At 57.9% G+C, this 13,523-nt stretch carries 12 protein-coding genes, 1 tRNA gene and 1 pseudogene; 7 read left to right on the top strand and 7 right to left on the bottom strand.

The window, feature by feature from the left end; all coding sequences use genetic code 11:
- Positions 1-24: 24 nt before the first annotated feature.
- Positions 25-912, top strand: a complete 888-nt coding sequence (locus ACP0KA_RS11075) for an amidohydrolase family protein (RefSeq protein ID WP_424628835.1) — start codon at positions 25-27, stop codon at positions 910-912.
- Here ACP0KA_RS11075 and ACP0KA_RS11070 read toward each other — a convergent pair.
- On the bottom strand, positions 862-2,703 hold the full coding sequence (locus tag ACP0KA_RS11070) for a recombinase family protein (protein ID WP_424628834.1): 1,842 nt from the start codon (positions 2,701-2,703) through the stop codon (positions 862-864). The two genes, ACP0KA_RS11075 and ACP0KA_RS11070, sit on opposite strands and share 51 nt — an antisense overlap.
- Before the next feature lie 35 nt (positions 2,704-2,738).
- Between ACP0KA_RS11070 and ACP0KA_RS11065 the strand changes: the two are divergent.
- Positions 2,739-2,984 (top strand): annotated as a pseudogene (locus ACP0KA_RS11065) (amidohydrolase family protein); the annotation flags it as partial.
- A 44-nt stretch (positions 2,985-3,028) separates the two neighbouring features.
- Here the strand turns inward: ACP0KA_RS11065 and ACP0KA_RS11060 are convergent.
- A complete protein-coding gene (locus ACP0KA_RS11060; protein ID WP_424628833.1) occupies positions 3,029-3,694 on the bottom strand; it encodes a glutathione S-transferase family protein in 666 nt (221 codons plus the stop codon).
- Positions 3,695-4,007: 313 nt separating this feature from the next.
- Here ACP0KA_RS11060 and ACP0KA_RS11055 point away from each other — a divergent pair, with 313 nt between their 5' ends.
- A complete protein-coding gene (locus ACP0KA_RS11055) occupies positions 4,008-4,745 on the top strand; it encodes an SDR family oxidoreductase (protein ID WP_424628832.1) in 738 nt (245 codons plus the stop codon).
- A 108-nt stretch (positions 4,746-4,853) separates the two neighbouring features.
- Entirely contained in the window at positions 4,854-5,783 is a 930-nt protein-coding gene (gene panE / locus ACP0KA_RS11050; protein WP_424628831.1) for a 2-dehydropantoate 2-reductase, read from the top strand.
- 37 nt (positions 5,784-5,820) lie between these two features.
- On the opposite strand, the gene ACP0KA_RS11045 is transcribed toward panE, so the two are convergent.
- The 4 genes from ACP0KA_RS11045 to ACP0KA_RS11030 form a co-directional block, all read right to left on the bottom strand.
- Positions 5,821-7,014, bottom strand: a complete 1,194-nt coding sequence (locus tag ACP0KA_RS11045; protein ID WP_424628830.1) for a TAXI family TRAP transporter solute-binding subunit — start codon at positions 7,012-7,014, stop codon at positions 5,821-5,823.
- Between the two features lie 38 nt (positions 7,015-7,052).
- Complete coding sequence (locus ACP0KA_RS11040) at positions 7,053-8,069, bottom strand: hypothetical protein (protein WP_424628829.1); 1,017 nt, start codon at positions 8,067-8,069, stop codon at positions 7,053-7,055.
- Between the two features lie 624 nt (positions 8,070-8,693).
- Positions 8,694-9,749, bottom strand: coding sequence for an alpha/beta hydrolase (locus tag ACP0KA_RS11035; protein WP_424628828.1), 1,056 nt, complete (start codon positions 9,747-9,749; stop codon positions 8,694-8,696).
- A 232-nt stretch (positions 9,750-9,981) separates the two neighbouring features.
- Positions 9,982-10,056: transfer RNA gene (locus tag ACP0KA_RS11030), tRNA-Gly, on the bottom strand.
- Positions 10,057-10,303: 247 nt separating this feature from the next.
- On the opposite strand from ACP0KA_RS11030, the gene trxA reads away from it, so the two are divergent.
- The 3 genes from trxA (at position 10,304) to ACP0KA_RS11015 (ending at position 12,204) form a co-directional block, all read left to right on the top strand.
- Entirely contained in the window at positions 10,304-11,218 is a 915-nt protein-coding gene (gene trxA / locus ACP0KA_RS11025; protein ID WP_424628827.1) for a thioredoxin, read from the top strand.
- Between the two features lie 37 nt (positions 11,219-11,255).
- Positions 11,256-11,930, top strand: coding sequence for an LON peptidase substrate-binding domain-containing protein (locus ACP0KA_RS11020; protein ID WP_424628826.1), 675 nt, complete (start codon positions 11,256-11,258; stop codon positions 11,928-11,930).
- A 76-nt stretch (positions 11,931-12,006) separates the two neighbouring features.
- Positions 12,007-12,204 (top strand): Trm112 family protein, encoded by a 198-nt coding sequence (locus tag ACP0KA_RS11015; RefSeq protein WP_424628825.1) that lies wholly within the window; start codon positions 12,007-12,009, stop codon positions 12,202-12,204.
- A 59-nt stretch (positions 12,205-12,263) separates the two neighbouring features.
- Here ACP0KA_RS11015 and ACP0KA_RS11010 read toward each other — a convergent pair whose 3' ends face one another.
- The gene (locus ACP0KA_RS11010; RefSeq protein WP_424628824.1) at positions 12,264-13,484 is read right to left on the bottom strand and encodes a ubiquinone biosynthesis hydroxylase; all 1,221 of its coding nucleotides are present in this window, start codon (positions 13,482-13,484) and stop codon (positions 12,264-12,266) included.
- Positions 13,485-13,523 lie beyond the last annotated feature (39 nt).

Below are 13,523 nucleotides of genomic sequence, written 5' to 3'. Positions count from 1 at the left end.
TCAACGCTCCTACGAGAAATTCATATGCCGTCGACTGAATCCCTATCCGCGCCTCGCGCATGTCCAGGCCCTCAACCGAAGCCAAAAGCCGCGACGCTCTTTCGAGTGCCTTCAGGCGCTGTCGATACGCATGCTCATGTGATCGGACTTCCACCAGACTATCCATTTGTCCCATCACGGAGCTACACGCCACCTGAAGCCACCGCTCGGGACTATCTCGCTATGCTGGATGCGACCGGCATGACGTATGGCGTGCTTACTCAAGTCAGCGTTCATGGCACCGATAATCGATTGTTGGTGGAAACGTTGAGCGCAAACCGCAAACGTCTGCGTGGTATTGCTGTGATACCGCTGGACTGCCCCGAACGCGAACGAGCTGCCCTGAAAGATGCGGGCGTCGTCGGCCTGCGGATGAACGTCCTTTATGCGGGCGGAGGTGTTGATTTTGCGCAGATCGAAAGTTACGCCGCGCTTTGCCGTGAAATGGGATGGCACCTGCAATTCCTGCTCGATGCGCGCCAACTTCCTGAACTCGCGCCGCGCCTATCGAAACTTCCCGTCCCTTTCTTGATCGACCACATGGGTCATTTCCCTACAACGGCTGAAGTCGAACACGAGGGGTTCAAGACTCTGCTATCTCTCGTTCGGGATGGAGCATGGGTACGCCTATCAGGGGCCTACCGAACTTCGGTAGAAGGTCCTCCGTACCGTGATACTATTCCCTTCGCGAAGCTGCTCGTTGAGGCTTCACCTGATCGCTGCGTTTGGGGATCGGATTGGCCTCATGTGGCAAATTGGGGCGTCATGATGGGCGTCAGCGACCTTCTCGACTTGCTCGCTGATTGGGTACCCGATGAAACTCTACGGAATAGGATCCTCGTCGATAATCCTCATAAACTCTTCGGCTTTTGACCCGTTCGTCTGAATCAGAATCGAACGTGATCCATCAGCGTTGAGGACTTCTGGTTCACCGCCGTTACGGACGATCTGTTGTTCATACTGCATTGGATCCGCTTTGCTTGGATAAACGACGCGAAACGTTCCGTCGCGGAAAAGAGCCGAGAAGTATCGTTTCGAGTAGGGCGATGGTGTCTGAATCGTATGAAGCACTGCATTTGCTTCGTCGTTTGAGACACCTTCGTTTCTCATGATTTTGGCGACTGAATTCGCAGTTTTTTCAGCAATCGGTCTCGTCCCCAATGGGGCGACCTCAAGGTTAATCAGCAGGGCTCTCAGCCTTGACGCAATTTGCGCTCGTTCTTTGTATGCGTCGGGCCCTGTCCGGTCACGAATGCGATGGATCAAATCTTTCAGATCGCTTTTGCTTTCGTAATAGCGCGTTGCAACATCCGCTGTAAGCGCTAACCGCTCCCTCTGAACATCGAGATCCGCTGCGATTTTTAACTTACGTTCAGCGCACTCCTGAAGCTTTTTTGCAACGATTGCTGAGTTATCCATGCCAGGCTGCAGGATCAATCGGTAAATTGCTTCTTCTTCCTGCTCTGCGACTAATAGCTCTCCTTCCAGCGCGACAACCCGTGTTTCAAGCGCTGCACGTTGAGAAGCGTCAGCATCGCTCATAAACAGCGAGCCCAGGTCGAGTTCTTCCACGAAGGTGAGGAACGACGTTTCAAAGTCTCGATAATTCCATCGCGTGGAGCAGCAACCTTTTCCTCTCAATGCGGTGCTGCACACCAAGTAACGACCGCCCTTGGTGCCTCCTTTATTTTCGAATGACATATTCGCGTGGCAGTAAGCGCAAGTCGCCAGCTTAGAGAAGAGATTGGTGAGCTCGACACCCTTACGTCCGCCACTATTGGTGCGACGTTGCAGGCGAGATTTCTGTGCCGCGAAGAACGTCTCCTCATCGATGATGGCTGGAAAGTAATCTGTTATCACCGGCCCCGCAGGCACTCTCTTATTGTTCTCCATTATCCTTGGCTGATATTCGCCAAGAACGGCTCGTCCCTGAATCATTTTGTGGATCGACGATATTTGCCACTTCTTCTCCTTCGACCTTCCGAAAGATGGAATCCCCTCCTCATTCAGCCTTCGGGCAATGGTGTAGGCACCGATTCCCGCGATAGCGTCGCTGAATACTCTGCGCACGATCGCGACGCGCTCTTCGATTAACTTGAAGGACTTCTTATCGGGACTCGTCTCCAGCCAAAACGGGACCTGCCGTGTGATCTTCTGACTGTCGGCGTTCAGCCGTCTCGCCTTCCAGGCACCCTTTGTTCGAATGCTCTTCATTTGTGATTCGTCGTGCGCGCGACTCATCACAACAAGGGAGTACATGATGTCTTCCAACCTGACGGTTGCGGCTGTGTATTCGCGATTATCGGCAAGCGTAACGACGGTAATTCCGGCGTTAATGATGTTCATGAACGTCGTCAAAGCAATGCTCGGTTGCTGGCGACTAATACGATCCAAGGACTCGACTAATAGGAACGATCCTGGAGGAATCGCCCCAGTCTTAATCGCTTCGAGTATCTTCCCGAACTCACCGACAGCCGCATTTGCACCTTTGAAACCTGAAACACCGATGTCTTCGAGAGAGAAGGTCTCATCAAGTTCGAGGTTGCGAGCTGCCGCGAAGTTTTTAGACATCTCCAATTGACGTTTGCGGCCGCTGCCTTTGGCCTGCGCCTCAGATGAGATGCGGATGTAAGAAAATGCGATCGGTCGCTTATTCTGAGCCATAGGAAATGGCTTTAGAATATCAGGGGTTAATTGTCCACCGGATTACGATCGAAGGCCCACCCTATCGCGACACGATTCCGTTCGCGCAGAAAGTGGTTGAGGCTGCACCCGATCGTTGCGTATGGGGGTCGGATTGGCCCCATGTCGCCAACTGGGGCGTGATGATGGGTGTCGCGGATCTGCTCGATCTGCTCGCTGACTGGGTGCCGGATGAGACCATTCGCAACCGCATCCTCACCGACAATCCACAACGGCTTTTCGGATTTCCCGCCGTTTCCTAAAATTCTCCGTGCGCCGCAAGTTGCTTGCGGCGCACCGATCCCAACTATTTAGCAAGCTGATAGGGACCGCCCTGGTCCAGCGCGCGCTGATAGGCCGGACGCGCATGAATACGTTCTAACCAAGCCATGGCCTTCGGATAATTTGTATCCAGTCCCGCGCGAGCCACAGCGGCCTCCAGCGGAAAACTCATCTGGATATCAGCCGCGCTGAATTCGTCGCCTGCAAACCATTCGCTTTTGCTCAGCTCACTTTCCCAAAAAGCCATGTGCTGCTTGAGCTGCGGCGTAACAAGCGTCGCCAGCAGCTGGTTGAATATCGGCGTCAGCAGCGGGCGCATCAGGAAGGGTGCACGCTTCGGCACCAGCGTGAACAGCAACTGCTGCAGCAGCAACGGCATGGCCGAGCCCTCGGCGTAGTGCAGCCAATATGTGTAGCGCAATCGTTCCGGAGTTTTCGGCGCGGGGATGAGGCGGCCCTCGCCATAGGTCTCGACAATATATTCAATGATGGCCCCGGACTCGGCAATGGTGTGGCCGTCGTCCGTGATGACGGGGGATTTGCCGAGCGGGTGGATCGCCCGCAGCTCCTTCGGCGCAAGCATCGACGGCAGTCGCTGATAGCGGATGATGTCATACGGCACCCCGAGCTCTTCCAGCAGCCAAAGCACGCGTTGCGAACGAGAATTGTTGAGGTGATGAACCGTCAGCATGAACGCCTCGCTTGTGAACCATGTCGGCAGGTCATGCCGCGTACCCGGATAAATGTCGAGCGGACTGCTCTCAGCCGCGAACGAAAGATGGTTTGGCTCACCTCCGGTCACAGCCGGACGCGAATCTGCTCTGTGCATGATTGACAGTTCTAAAATAGAACTTTAGCGTACTCTCGTAGATCAGAAAGATGACGACGGGCGGCGCAGGTCGTGCTGACGCCTGCTGAGCGACGACGCAAATGAGATGATGTGATCTGGCGTGGCGGAAACATTCCGGCGGCGCGCCTCCTGATGATTCAACAAGGAGAGAACCTTGAGCAAACGAAACGCGACTGTCGCAGTCATCGGCGCTGGCGATTACATCGGCAGCGAAATCGCCAAGAAGTTCGCCTCGGAAGGATTCACGGTCTTTGCGGGACGCCGCAACGGCGACAAGCTCGCGCCTCTCATCAAGGAGATCGAGGACGCAGGCGGCGAAATCCACGGACGATCGCTCGACGCGCGAAAGGAAGAGGAAATCATCTCCTTTCTCAATGACGCCGACAAGCACGCACCGCTGGACGTCTGCATCTTCAATATCGGCGCAAACGTCAATTTCCCGATTCTCGACACCACTGAGCGCGTGTTTCGCAAGGTATGGGAAATGGCCTGCTACTCTGGCTTTCTTGCCGGGCGCGAAGCCGCGCGGCTGATGTTGCCGCGAGGCCAGGGCAATATCTTTTTCACCGGCGCGACCGCAAGCCTGCGTGGCGGCTCCGGCTATGCTGCGTTTGCCAGCGCCAAATTCGGATTGCGCGCCGTGGCACAGTCGATCGCGCGCGAACTCGGGCCCAAGAACATCCACGTCGCGCACCTGATCATCGATTCCGGCGTCAACACCGAATGGGTTCGCCAACGCCGCGTCGAAGCGCTTGGACCGAATGCGCTCGACAATCCCGACCTGCTGATGCCGCCGGCCTCCGTCGCTGAATCCTATTGGCAGCTCTACAAACAGCCACGCAGCGCCTGGACCTTTGAAATGGAGATCCGGCCCTTCGGCGAGAAGTGGTAATCGGCGGCGCATAACTGACACGCACGCCTCCAAGCGATCCTGCCTTGCAATGGCAGGGTCGTTCGGTGAGGATCGCATTCCCAATTTCCAAACGAAGTGAAGAAAAACATGCGTATTCTGGTGATCGGTGCCGGCGCGACAGGCGGCTATTTTGGCGGCAGGCTGTTGCAGGCTGGACGAGACGTGACCTTCCTCGTGCGGCCCAAGCGCGCCGAGCTCATGGCGAAGAACGGCCTTGTTATCAAAAGCCCTCTCGGTGACGTGACCCTGCCAAACCCGCCGACGGTTTTGGCGGAAAATCTCAAAACGCAATTCGACGTCATCATCCTGAGCTGCAAGGCTTATGATCTCGACAATGCGATCGCCTCTTTCGCGCCGGCTGTCGGACCGAATACGGCGATCATCCCATTTCTCAACGGCATGAAGCACCTCGACGTGCTGGACGCCAAGTTCGGCATCGATTGCGTCATGGGCGGCCAGTGCCAGGTCGCCGCGATGCTCGATCCTCAGGGCGTCATCGTACAGCTCAATCCCATGCACTCGATGTCATTCGGTGAACGTGGCGCATCGAAAGGCGATCGCGCCAAGCGTATCGAAGCCGGCCTCCAGGGCGCGATGTTCGACGCGCGGGCAAGCGACGTGATCCTTCAGGAGATGTGGGAGAAATGGGTATTTCTGGCCACATTGGCAGGCAGCACCTCGTTGATGCGCGCGCCTGCGGGGCACATCACCGCAGCTCCGGGCGGCACGGACTTTATTCGCGGGCTTCGCGCCGAGATTGCATCCGTCGCAGAAGCGGCCGGTTATGCTCCGCGTCCTGAATTCCTTGAGCGAACGAACGGTTTGCTGTTCGCTCCAGGCTCGCCCATCACCGCGTCCATGGCCCGCGACATCAAGGGCGGCGCGCGCATTGAGGCGGATCAGATCATCGGTGACCTGATCCATCGTGCTGAAACCAACCAGAAGGGCGCACTCAGCGTGCCGCTTCTACGGACCGTCTACACGCATCTCAAAGCTTACGAATCGCAGCTGTCGTAAACGCGTCTCGCATCGTTCATATCACCGGCGCGTTCCATCAGGGGCGCGTCGCATTGGACGGCTTCACCTGTGCCTTGCTGTTCTGCGCGGCTTCCCAGGCGCGAAATTGTTGAAACAGCGCCTCCTTGTCGGCCGCGGACGGTGGCGTTTCGTTGCTCCGCTGATTCTCCGTCAGGAATTGCTCGAACTTGATGCGGGACTGCTGTGCCCCGACGTTCTGATCGAGCCATCGCTGCGCAGGAGCAAATCGCTCCCACCCCCGCAGCGGCGCGGATAATGACACCTCTTTCCATTTGGGATGAAATGGAGACCGTTGAAAATTGGGAAACTCCTTGAAGAAGGCGTCGACGAACAACGAAAGCCGTCGGTAGCGATCGGTCTTCGGCCCCCAATTATAGGCGGCGAGAACCGCCGGTACCGCAATGGTATCGACCCGCTCCTGGTGGCCGATCAGGTTGGGATAGTCCTTCGCCGTGAGCTCCGCGGGAAAATAATCGGACTGCAGCGGCTGAGCGTAGTCCACCGGCACGAGGTGCAGATTATCGTCCTTGATCTGGCTGATGAACTTGGAAGGCTTGCCCTGAACCGCGATCACCGCGTCAACTTCACCTTTCTTCATCTTCTCGAACGCGATCCGCTGTTCCACGTAGACGAATTTGGGTTTGATCCCGAGCCGCTCAAACACAAGGAGCGAGGTCACAAACGTTCCCCCGTTCGGCAGATCCACGCTCACTGTCTTCCCTTCAAGATCCTTCAGGCTGCGGATCGATTTCGGGGCAATGACATGCATTTCCTCATTGTACAGCTTGGTGATGTAGGTGAATTGTCCCTTGATGTTTTTTGCGTAGCCCTTCTTTTCCAGGTAATCGAGGGTGTCTGCGCGCACGATGCCAAGATCGATGCCGCGTAAATAAAGAATATCGGCCACGCTTTGCACCGAGCCCCGGCCCACGATTGGCAGCACGCGCAAATTATCCCCGTTGTCGAGCACCGATGCGAGATCCGCACCGAACTGAACATAGGTGCCGCCGATCGTTCCTGAGATCAGCGTCACCGTATTGGCATTCAGCTTTTCTCTTGGGCCGGACGATCCAGTGCCGTATTGGAAAATAGCCTTGAGGCCCTCACTGACCTTTCCCGGATCATATTGCGTGTCTTCCGCCCGCGCTGCGGTGAGCAGGCACAAACTGATCAAGGTGATGATCTCGATGTGTCGGAGCAACCGTCCCATGGTCATCCTTTGTCTTCGTCACCTGAAGTGATGTGAATTCACCTCTGCAATTGCTCGAGCCGTTGCTGCGCTTCGGAAGCGCCGAACTCCCTGGCTTTTTCGTACCAGTTTCGCGCCATCGCTGGATCGGGCGCGATGCCATAGGCTTTCACACGACCAAGAACGGCAGGATCGTAAGTTCCGGCCAACGCTAACGCGGCTTGAGGCTCGCGCGCATCCGCGGCTCGCTGCAACAACAAACGTGCGGACGCGATGTCCCCTACGCCGATCAATTCCTTTCCTCTCTTCAGCAGGCTTGCCAGCTCTGCTTGATCGATCTGTCGCGGCGACTCGGTCGGCGCGGGGGGAACCGCTGCCTGTACGGTCGACTTATCCGTCTGCACCTTCACATCGCTTGTCGCAATTCCAACGGTGCTGCTCTGCGGCGTCCGGCTTGTCTCACTGAGAACCGATGTTTCCGGCTTGCTCTCCGGCGGCGGCGGAGCGGAGACAGCGGCAAAAATTTGATCAAAGCTGATCGCGGTCTGTTTTGGCGCTGTTGCGGCTTTCGCGGCGTGCCTCACGCCGGTCGTCTCGGAACGCGAGCCACTGAACGCTCCTCCGAAAAACCCGACAGCCCCCAATCCTCCGGCAATCGCAAACGCCGCAGCAACAGACCATGCGGCGTACCGGAGAAAACCAGGCCTCGCGACGGAGACGGTTGAAACGTCCAGTACTTCCGGTTCGAACCAATGCGCTGGCGGATTGGTTGGATGAAGATCCTGTCTGCCCTCTTCCTCCTGGGCGGGGTCTCGCTGCTTAAAATGAAATCCATCGTCGTCCTCGGCGCGATCATTGCGTTCGAGAAACAACGGCATTCGATCTTCCCGATCGTCAGCAACCGCGCGAGCCTGCAACGTCGATGATCGCCCGCGCGTGGGCGGAGCATAAGCCAGCAATTCCGACAAAGGCTTGGTGAAGATGTCGTCGAAGCTGTCTGTCGTCGATGGCTCGGTGCCCGCGGTGCTCCGCAGGGACGGATCGTCTTTTGGAAGTGCTCTCGCTTTGCTTCCCATCGCGTCACGCCCTGTCGAAATACGCACCTAAAGGCAAACCCGCACTTATCAGGCGTCGACTGTGGCTCCGGAACGTAAGGGTACTTCGGCAAAACAATACGCGCCGGGACAACGCACCAACGTCTGCACTTCAAGTCTTACAAAAGCTCGCAAGTGATAGAGACGAAAAAGCCGCTTAAAGCGCCAAACAATGACCGTGTTAGAGATCGCGTTACGAGATCAAGAGCTCCGAAGTACCGGCCGATCTCGTTGCTTCAACGCGCAATACCGCGCACCGTCGATCCTGCCGATTGAACCTTCGGATCCGAGGCCACGACCCATGGATCGTAACGGCCGATCCACGGCGGAGATATACCCCATGAGGATTACACCCGCCATTTGGGCAATGGCCTTGCTGGCGACCACGGTCGGCACGCAGGCTCATGCGACTTCGCGCTCTCCGCGGCGGATCACATCCTCAAATTGTCTCGATGAAGCCACGCGGATTCGATGACCCATACTTGCATAAAGAAAAAGGCCGGACTGAGTGGAGTAGATTCTGACGTTCGCAAACGTGCCTACCCAGACGGACGCGAACGTTAGAATCGGACCACTGGGTCCGGCCTTTTCATTGATCGCCCGCTATCAGTTCAGAGCGAGCGGCTTTTCTTCGTCGAGGAATCCCATCAGTTCGCGGAAGAACTGCATGCGATTCTTTTCCATCATGATCGTATGAGTGCCTTCGCTCAGTTCGACCAGGCGCTTGTAGGGCGCATTCTTCAGCTGGGTGAAGTAGGCATAGGCCAGATAGCTCGGCAGATCGGCATCCCACTCTGCATGGAGAATGAACGTGGGTACGGTGATCTTGCCGGGGTCGTAGAGTGCCTTGCCGGCATTCCAGTAATTGTTGCTGTCCTCGACCACACCATTGGGCGCCCGCAGCATTGGCGGATTCTGTTTCGCGGCTTCAGGATCAGTCGCCCAGGTCGAATCAGCCCAGGCCTCGAAGACGCCAGGCGGAATGAGATCGGCCTTCTTATTCTCGGGCACGTCCTTCAGCCAACGCTCCTTTGCCGAATCTTTCGAGACGAGACGATAGGCACCTAGTTGGGGTGGAGCAGCGGTGGCTGGATTTTTCTTGATCCATTGCGGCGCGTAGAGCACGAGCCGGTTGACCTTGGCGTTGTTCTCACTGGTGTAGAGACCGACGGTGGACGTGCCCCACGACCAGCCCATGACGTTGATCTTGGAGACGCCGCGCTTCTTGAGGATGTAGTCCACGGCAGCGCCGAAATCGCGGGCAGCCACAGGGGTCTGCACGATCGGCTTGTTGGCTGACGGCGGCTGGCTCATTTCCGGCGGCCGGGTGGAACGCCCGTAACCGCGAACATCGACGAGCCAGACGTCGTATCCGCGCTCGGCAATGAGATCCATCATCGATTTGCCGGCGATCGGCAGATCGAACGCGGTTTCCGATGGATAGGTCGCGCCGTGCACATAGAGCAGAATCTTGTCCGCGGGGAAGCTGGTTTTACCCGCCGGATGCTTGTTGCGGACGAACAGCTGAATTCCGGCGTCTGCCGATGGAATCATCGCATCGGTCTTCTCAAGCTTGACGCTTTTCGCCTGCGCACCGGCGCTGCCGAACACCGCCCCCGCCGCAAGACACGTCAGGGATACCCGCAAAAACCTCATGATCATCAAAGCCCTCCCAGGGACACGTTTTAAATTTTGAAACTGGCGCCTCGCGCCGGGAGGGATGTTAGGCAGGTTCCGATTCGATGAGTAGCCGCGCCGAAGGAAGGGCTGACATCATGATGTCGCCCCGCAAATCCTTGTGAAAGTGGATAGCCAGACATGACAAAGCCGCCTTACGGCGGCTTGTCATCATTTCGTGTTCGATTTCGTGAAATCTGACACGGCCAAGAATTTCTGGAGCGGGCGAAGGGATTCGAACCCTCGACCCCGACCTTGGCAAGGTCGTGCTCTACCCCTGAGCTACACCCGCATCGCAGAGATTGGCGGGGCGCAAGCGCGCCGCCGGGCAAACCTATGCCAAAAGCAGACACGCAATGCAACAGGGCGAACTCGTCATTTTTCGAGGGTCGGTTCCCCAAAAGATCCCGAGAGCCACCTTTTCAACGATTTCCGGGACATTCCTGCCAATTGAAAATCGACGGCAAGACCGCCATCTATGGCGGCGACCGTGCTAGAACGGCTTTCTTTCAGAAATAATACGGCAGGCGAGGGATCACGTGACGATAGTTGAGCAAGGAAACGGGCCTGCGGGTGCGCCCTCCGACCTGATCAAGGACACCACGACTCAGACGTTCGTTAAGGACGTTATCGAAGAATCAAAGCTCCAGCCGGTTCTGATCGACTTCTGGGCCCCGTGGTGCGGCCCCTGCAAACAACTGACCCCGACCCTCGAAAAGGTCGTTCGCGCCGCAAAAGGCAAGGTCAAGCTGGTCAAAATGAACATCGACGAGCATCCGGCCATTCCGGGGCAGATGGGCATCCAGTCGATTCCCGCCGTTATCGCCTTCGTCAACGGCCAGCCGGCCGACGGTTTCATGGGCGCGGTGCCCGAGAGCCAGGTGACGGCTTTCATCGACAAGCTGACCCAGGGCATGCCTTCCACCGGCAGTGCGGCTGATTTGCTCGCGGAAGCCGAGGCGATCCTGGCGGAGGGCGACGCCGCCACTGCAGCCTCTGTGTACGCGCAAGTCTTGAGTGAGGACGCGTCGAACATTCCGGCCATCGCGGGTCTTGCACGCTGCTACGTGGTTGCCGGCGCTCTTGATCAGGCCAAGCAGACGCTGGGCATGGTCCCCGAATCCAAGCGCAACGATGCCGCCATTTCTGCCGTGCAGACCATGCTCGACCTCGCCGAGCAGGCGAAAGCGGTGGGACCGGTGACGGACCTCGAGCAGAAAGTCGCCGCAAATCCGGCTGATCATCAAGCCCGTTTCGACCTCGCGGTGGCGCTCAACGCCGCGGGCCAGCGTATCGAAGCAGCCAATCACCTGATGGAAATCGTCAAGCGTGATCGGAAGTGGGACGATGACGGTGCACGCAAGAAGCTGGTGCAGTTCTTTGAAGCATGGGGTCCGGCGGACGATGCGACCGTGGACGGCCGCAAGCGTCTGTCGACGATTCTCTTTTCCTGACATTTTTCGTCCGGCTCTCAGATGGTGAGGGAAGTGAATGCCGATCAACGCCGAATATCGCGGGCCGGCTGATCTTCCGGAGATCATCCCGGTGTTTCCTCTCGCGGGCGCCCTGCTCCTGCCGCGTGGACAGATGCCGTTGAATATTTTCGAGCCGCGCTATCTGCAGATGGTGGACGATTCGCTGCGTGATGGGCACCGACTGATCGGTATGATCCAGCCGGATGTGGCCCACTCCAATGACAGTGACCGCCCGTCGCTGTTCAAGGTCGGGTGCGTCGGCAGGATCACCCAGCTCGCCGAATCCGGTGACGGCCGCTACATTCTCGAATTAACCGGCGTCTCGCGCTTCACCATCGCCGAAGAAATGTCGGTGTCCACCCTCTATCGCCAATGCCGTGTGGATTATTTCGCCTTTATCGACGACTTCACCGCGCGCAAGGGAGAAGAAGACGTCGATCGGCAGGCCTTGTTGAAGGCGCTGACGAGCTTCCTGAAAGCGAATCGCCTCAAGGTCGATTGGGAGGGCATTGAGAGTGCTCCAAACGAAGCACTCGTGAACGCGCTGGCCATGATGTCACCCTATGGGCCGGCGGAGAAACAGGCGCTGCTCGAGGCGCCAAATCTCAAAACGCGCGCGGAAATTCTTGTTGCAGTCACCGAGATGGATCTGGCGAAGAAAAAAACGTCGGGCGATCCGCCGCTGCAATGACGCCAAAGCCGGCTTTTGCCGAATCGGCGTTGTGCTATGATCGCGCGATTCATTTTTCGTACGGAGTCCTGCCAAGATGACCACAGCGAACGATCGCCCCGAGGGCGCCGTCGATCCGAAGCTTCTGGAAATCCTGGTTTGCCCGCAGACGAAGGGGCCGCTGGAGTTCGACAGCGCGCGGCAGGAACTGATCTCGCGTTCAGCCAAGCTTGCTTACCCGATCCGGGACGGCATTCCCATTATGCTGCCGGAAGAAGCGCGCCGCATCGACTAAAGCATTTGCGAGCGAAGTGGGTTCGCGCAAGGAAAACGCGTCAACCAAAGTCCTGCGGCTTAAAGCGCCTCACCACGTAACAGCCGCGGCACCTCGCCCGACAAGCCGGCTGCCTGTCGAATGAATGCGCCCTTCAGCGGCGGCACGCGATCGACCAGGCCAAGGCCGATGTCACGAACCGTACGCAGCAGCGTTGAGTGATTCGAGAACAGCATATTGAGAGAGTTGGTCGCGACACCCATTGCGACGGTGTCGAAACGCCGCCATCGCTGATAGCGCTCCAGCACATCCGCCTGACCTGGATCGAGGCCGAGCCGCGCTGCATCGACGATCACCTCGGCCAAGGCCGCCGCGTCCTTGAGACCCATGTTAAGTCCCTGTCCCGCGATCGGGTGGATCACATGCGCGGCATCGCCGACGAGCGCCAGCCGCTCAGCGATGAAAGAGCGCGCGACGAAATAGCCGAGCGGAAATGCCCGCGGCTTGTCGAGCGGCTGCAACTCTCCGAGGTGCAACCCAAACCTGGTTTCAAGCTCGCGTTTGAAATCATCCGCCGGCAGATCGACGATGCGCGCAGCCTCGCGCCGGCTTTCCGTCCACACCAGCGATGAACGCTTTCCCTTAAGGGGCAGAATCGCAAACGGCCCCGCCGGCAGGAAGTGTTCCTCGGCGCGGCCTTGATGATCACGCTCGTGTCCGACCGTGACAACGATTCCTGATTGATCGTAGTCCCAGCCGTGGGTCACGATACCTGCACGTTCACGCAGTTTCGAACGGGCACCGTCAGCCGCGATCAGCAAGCTCGCTTCGATCTCACGGCCGTCACTCAGCGTGACCTTGGTGCCGTCAGGACGCGACTCATAGGTGGACACCGCTGTCGCAGTGAGCTCGATGCCCTCGGCCTCAGCCCGCTTCACCAGCGCATCGATCAGGAGGCGATTTTCGACCATATGCGCGAAGGGCTCGCCGGGCGCGACATCGCCCGTGAAGGTTAGAAAGGTCGGCCGCGTCGCGTCATCGAGTTTGCTGTCGGTCACCACCATATCGAGGATCGGCTGGGCATCGGCCGCAACGTCATTCCAGACACCGATCGTTTCAAACAACCTGCGGCATGCAGCCACAATGGCCGATGCACGCGGATCGCGGCTTGGGCGCATGGTGAACGCGGGATCGGCCACCACCACTGGAAGCTCCGGTCCCAGCCCCTGACGGATCGCCAGCGCAAGCCCAAGACCGGCGAAGGCGCCTCCTCCGATCACGATACTTCGTTGTGACGACATGATATTTCGCTACCTTTCAGCCGCTCTTGCCTCGCGCCC

Origin of the sequence: Bradyrhizobium sp. SYSU BS000235 (assembly GCF_049747295.1) — a bacterium.
Classification (GTDB): domain Bacteria; phylum Pseudomonadota; class Alphaproteobacteria; order Rhizobiales; family Xanthobacteraceae; genus Afipia.
Note: the sequence above shows the minus strand (reverse complement) of the source record. Positions and strands in the feature narration are given on the sequence as shown.

What these genes read in the sequence shown, in the direction of transcription:
- ACP0KA_RS11075 (WP_424628835.1), top strand. Translation starts at nt 25, where the DNA reads ATGCCGTCGACTGAATCCCTATCCGCGCCTCGCGCATGTCCAGGCCCT.
- ACP0KA_RS11070 (WP_424628834.1), bottom strand. Translation starts at nt 2,703, where the DNA reads ATGGCTCAGAATAAGCGACCGATCGCATTTTCTTACATCCGCATCTCA.
- ACP0KA_RS11060 (WP_424628833.1), bottom strand. Translation starts at nt 3,694, where the DNA reads ATGCTGACGGTTCATCACCTCAACAATTCTCGTTCGCAACGCGTGCTT.
- panE (WP_424628831.1), top strand. Translation starts at nt 4,854, where the DNA reads ATGCGTATTCTGGTGATCGGTGCCGGCGCGACAGGCGGCTATTTTGGC.
- ACP0KA_RS11045 (WP_424628830.1), bottom strand. Translation starts at nt 7,014, where the DNA reads ATGGGACGGTTGCTCCGACACATCGAGATCATCACCTTGATCAGTTTG.
- ACP0KA_RS11040 (WP_424628829.1), bottom strand. Translation starts at nt 8,069, where the DNA reads ATGGGAAGCAAAGCGAGAGCACTTCCAAAAGACGATCCGTCCCTGCGG.
- ACP0KA_RS11035 (WP_424628828.1), bottom strand. Translation starts at nt 9,749, where the DNA reads ATGATCATGAGGTTTTTGCGGGTATCCCTGACGTGTCTTGCGGCGGGG.
- ACP0KA_RS11020 (WP_424628826.1), top strand. Translation starts at nt 11,256, where the DNA reads ATGCCGATCAACGCCGAATATCGCGGGCCGGCTGATCTTCCGGAGATC.
- ACP0KA_RS11015 (WP_424628825.1), top strand. Translation starts at nt 12,007, where the DNA reads ATGACCACAGCGAACGATCGCCCCGAGGGCGCCGTCGATCCGAAGCTT.
- ACP0KA_RS11010 (WP_424628824.1), bottom strand. Translation starts at nt 13,484, where the DNA reads ATGTCGTCACAACGAAGTATCGTGATCGGAGGAGGCGCCTTCGCCGGT.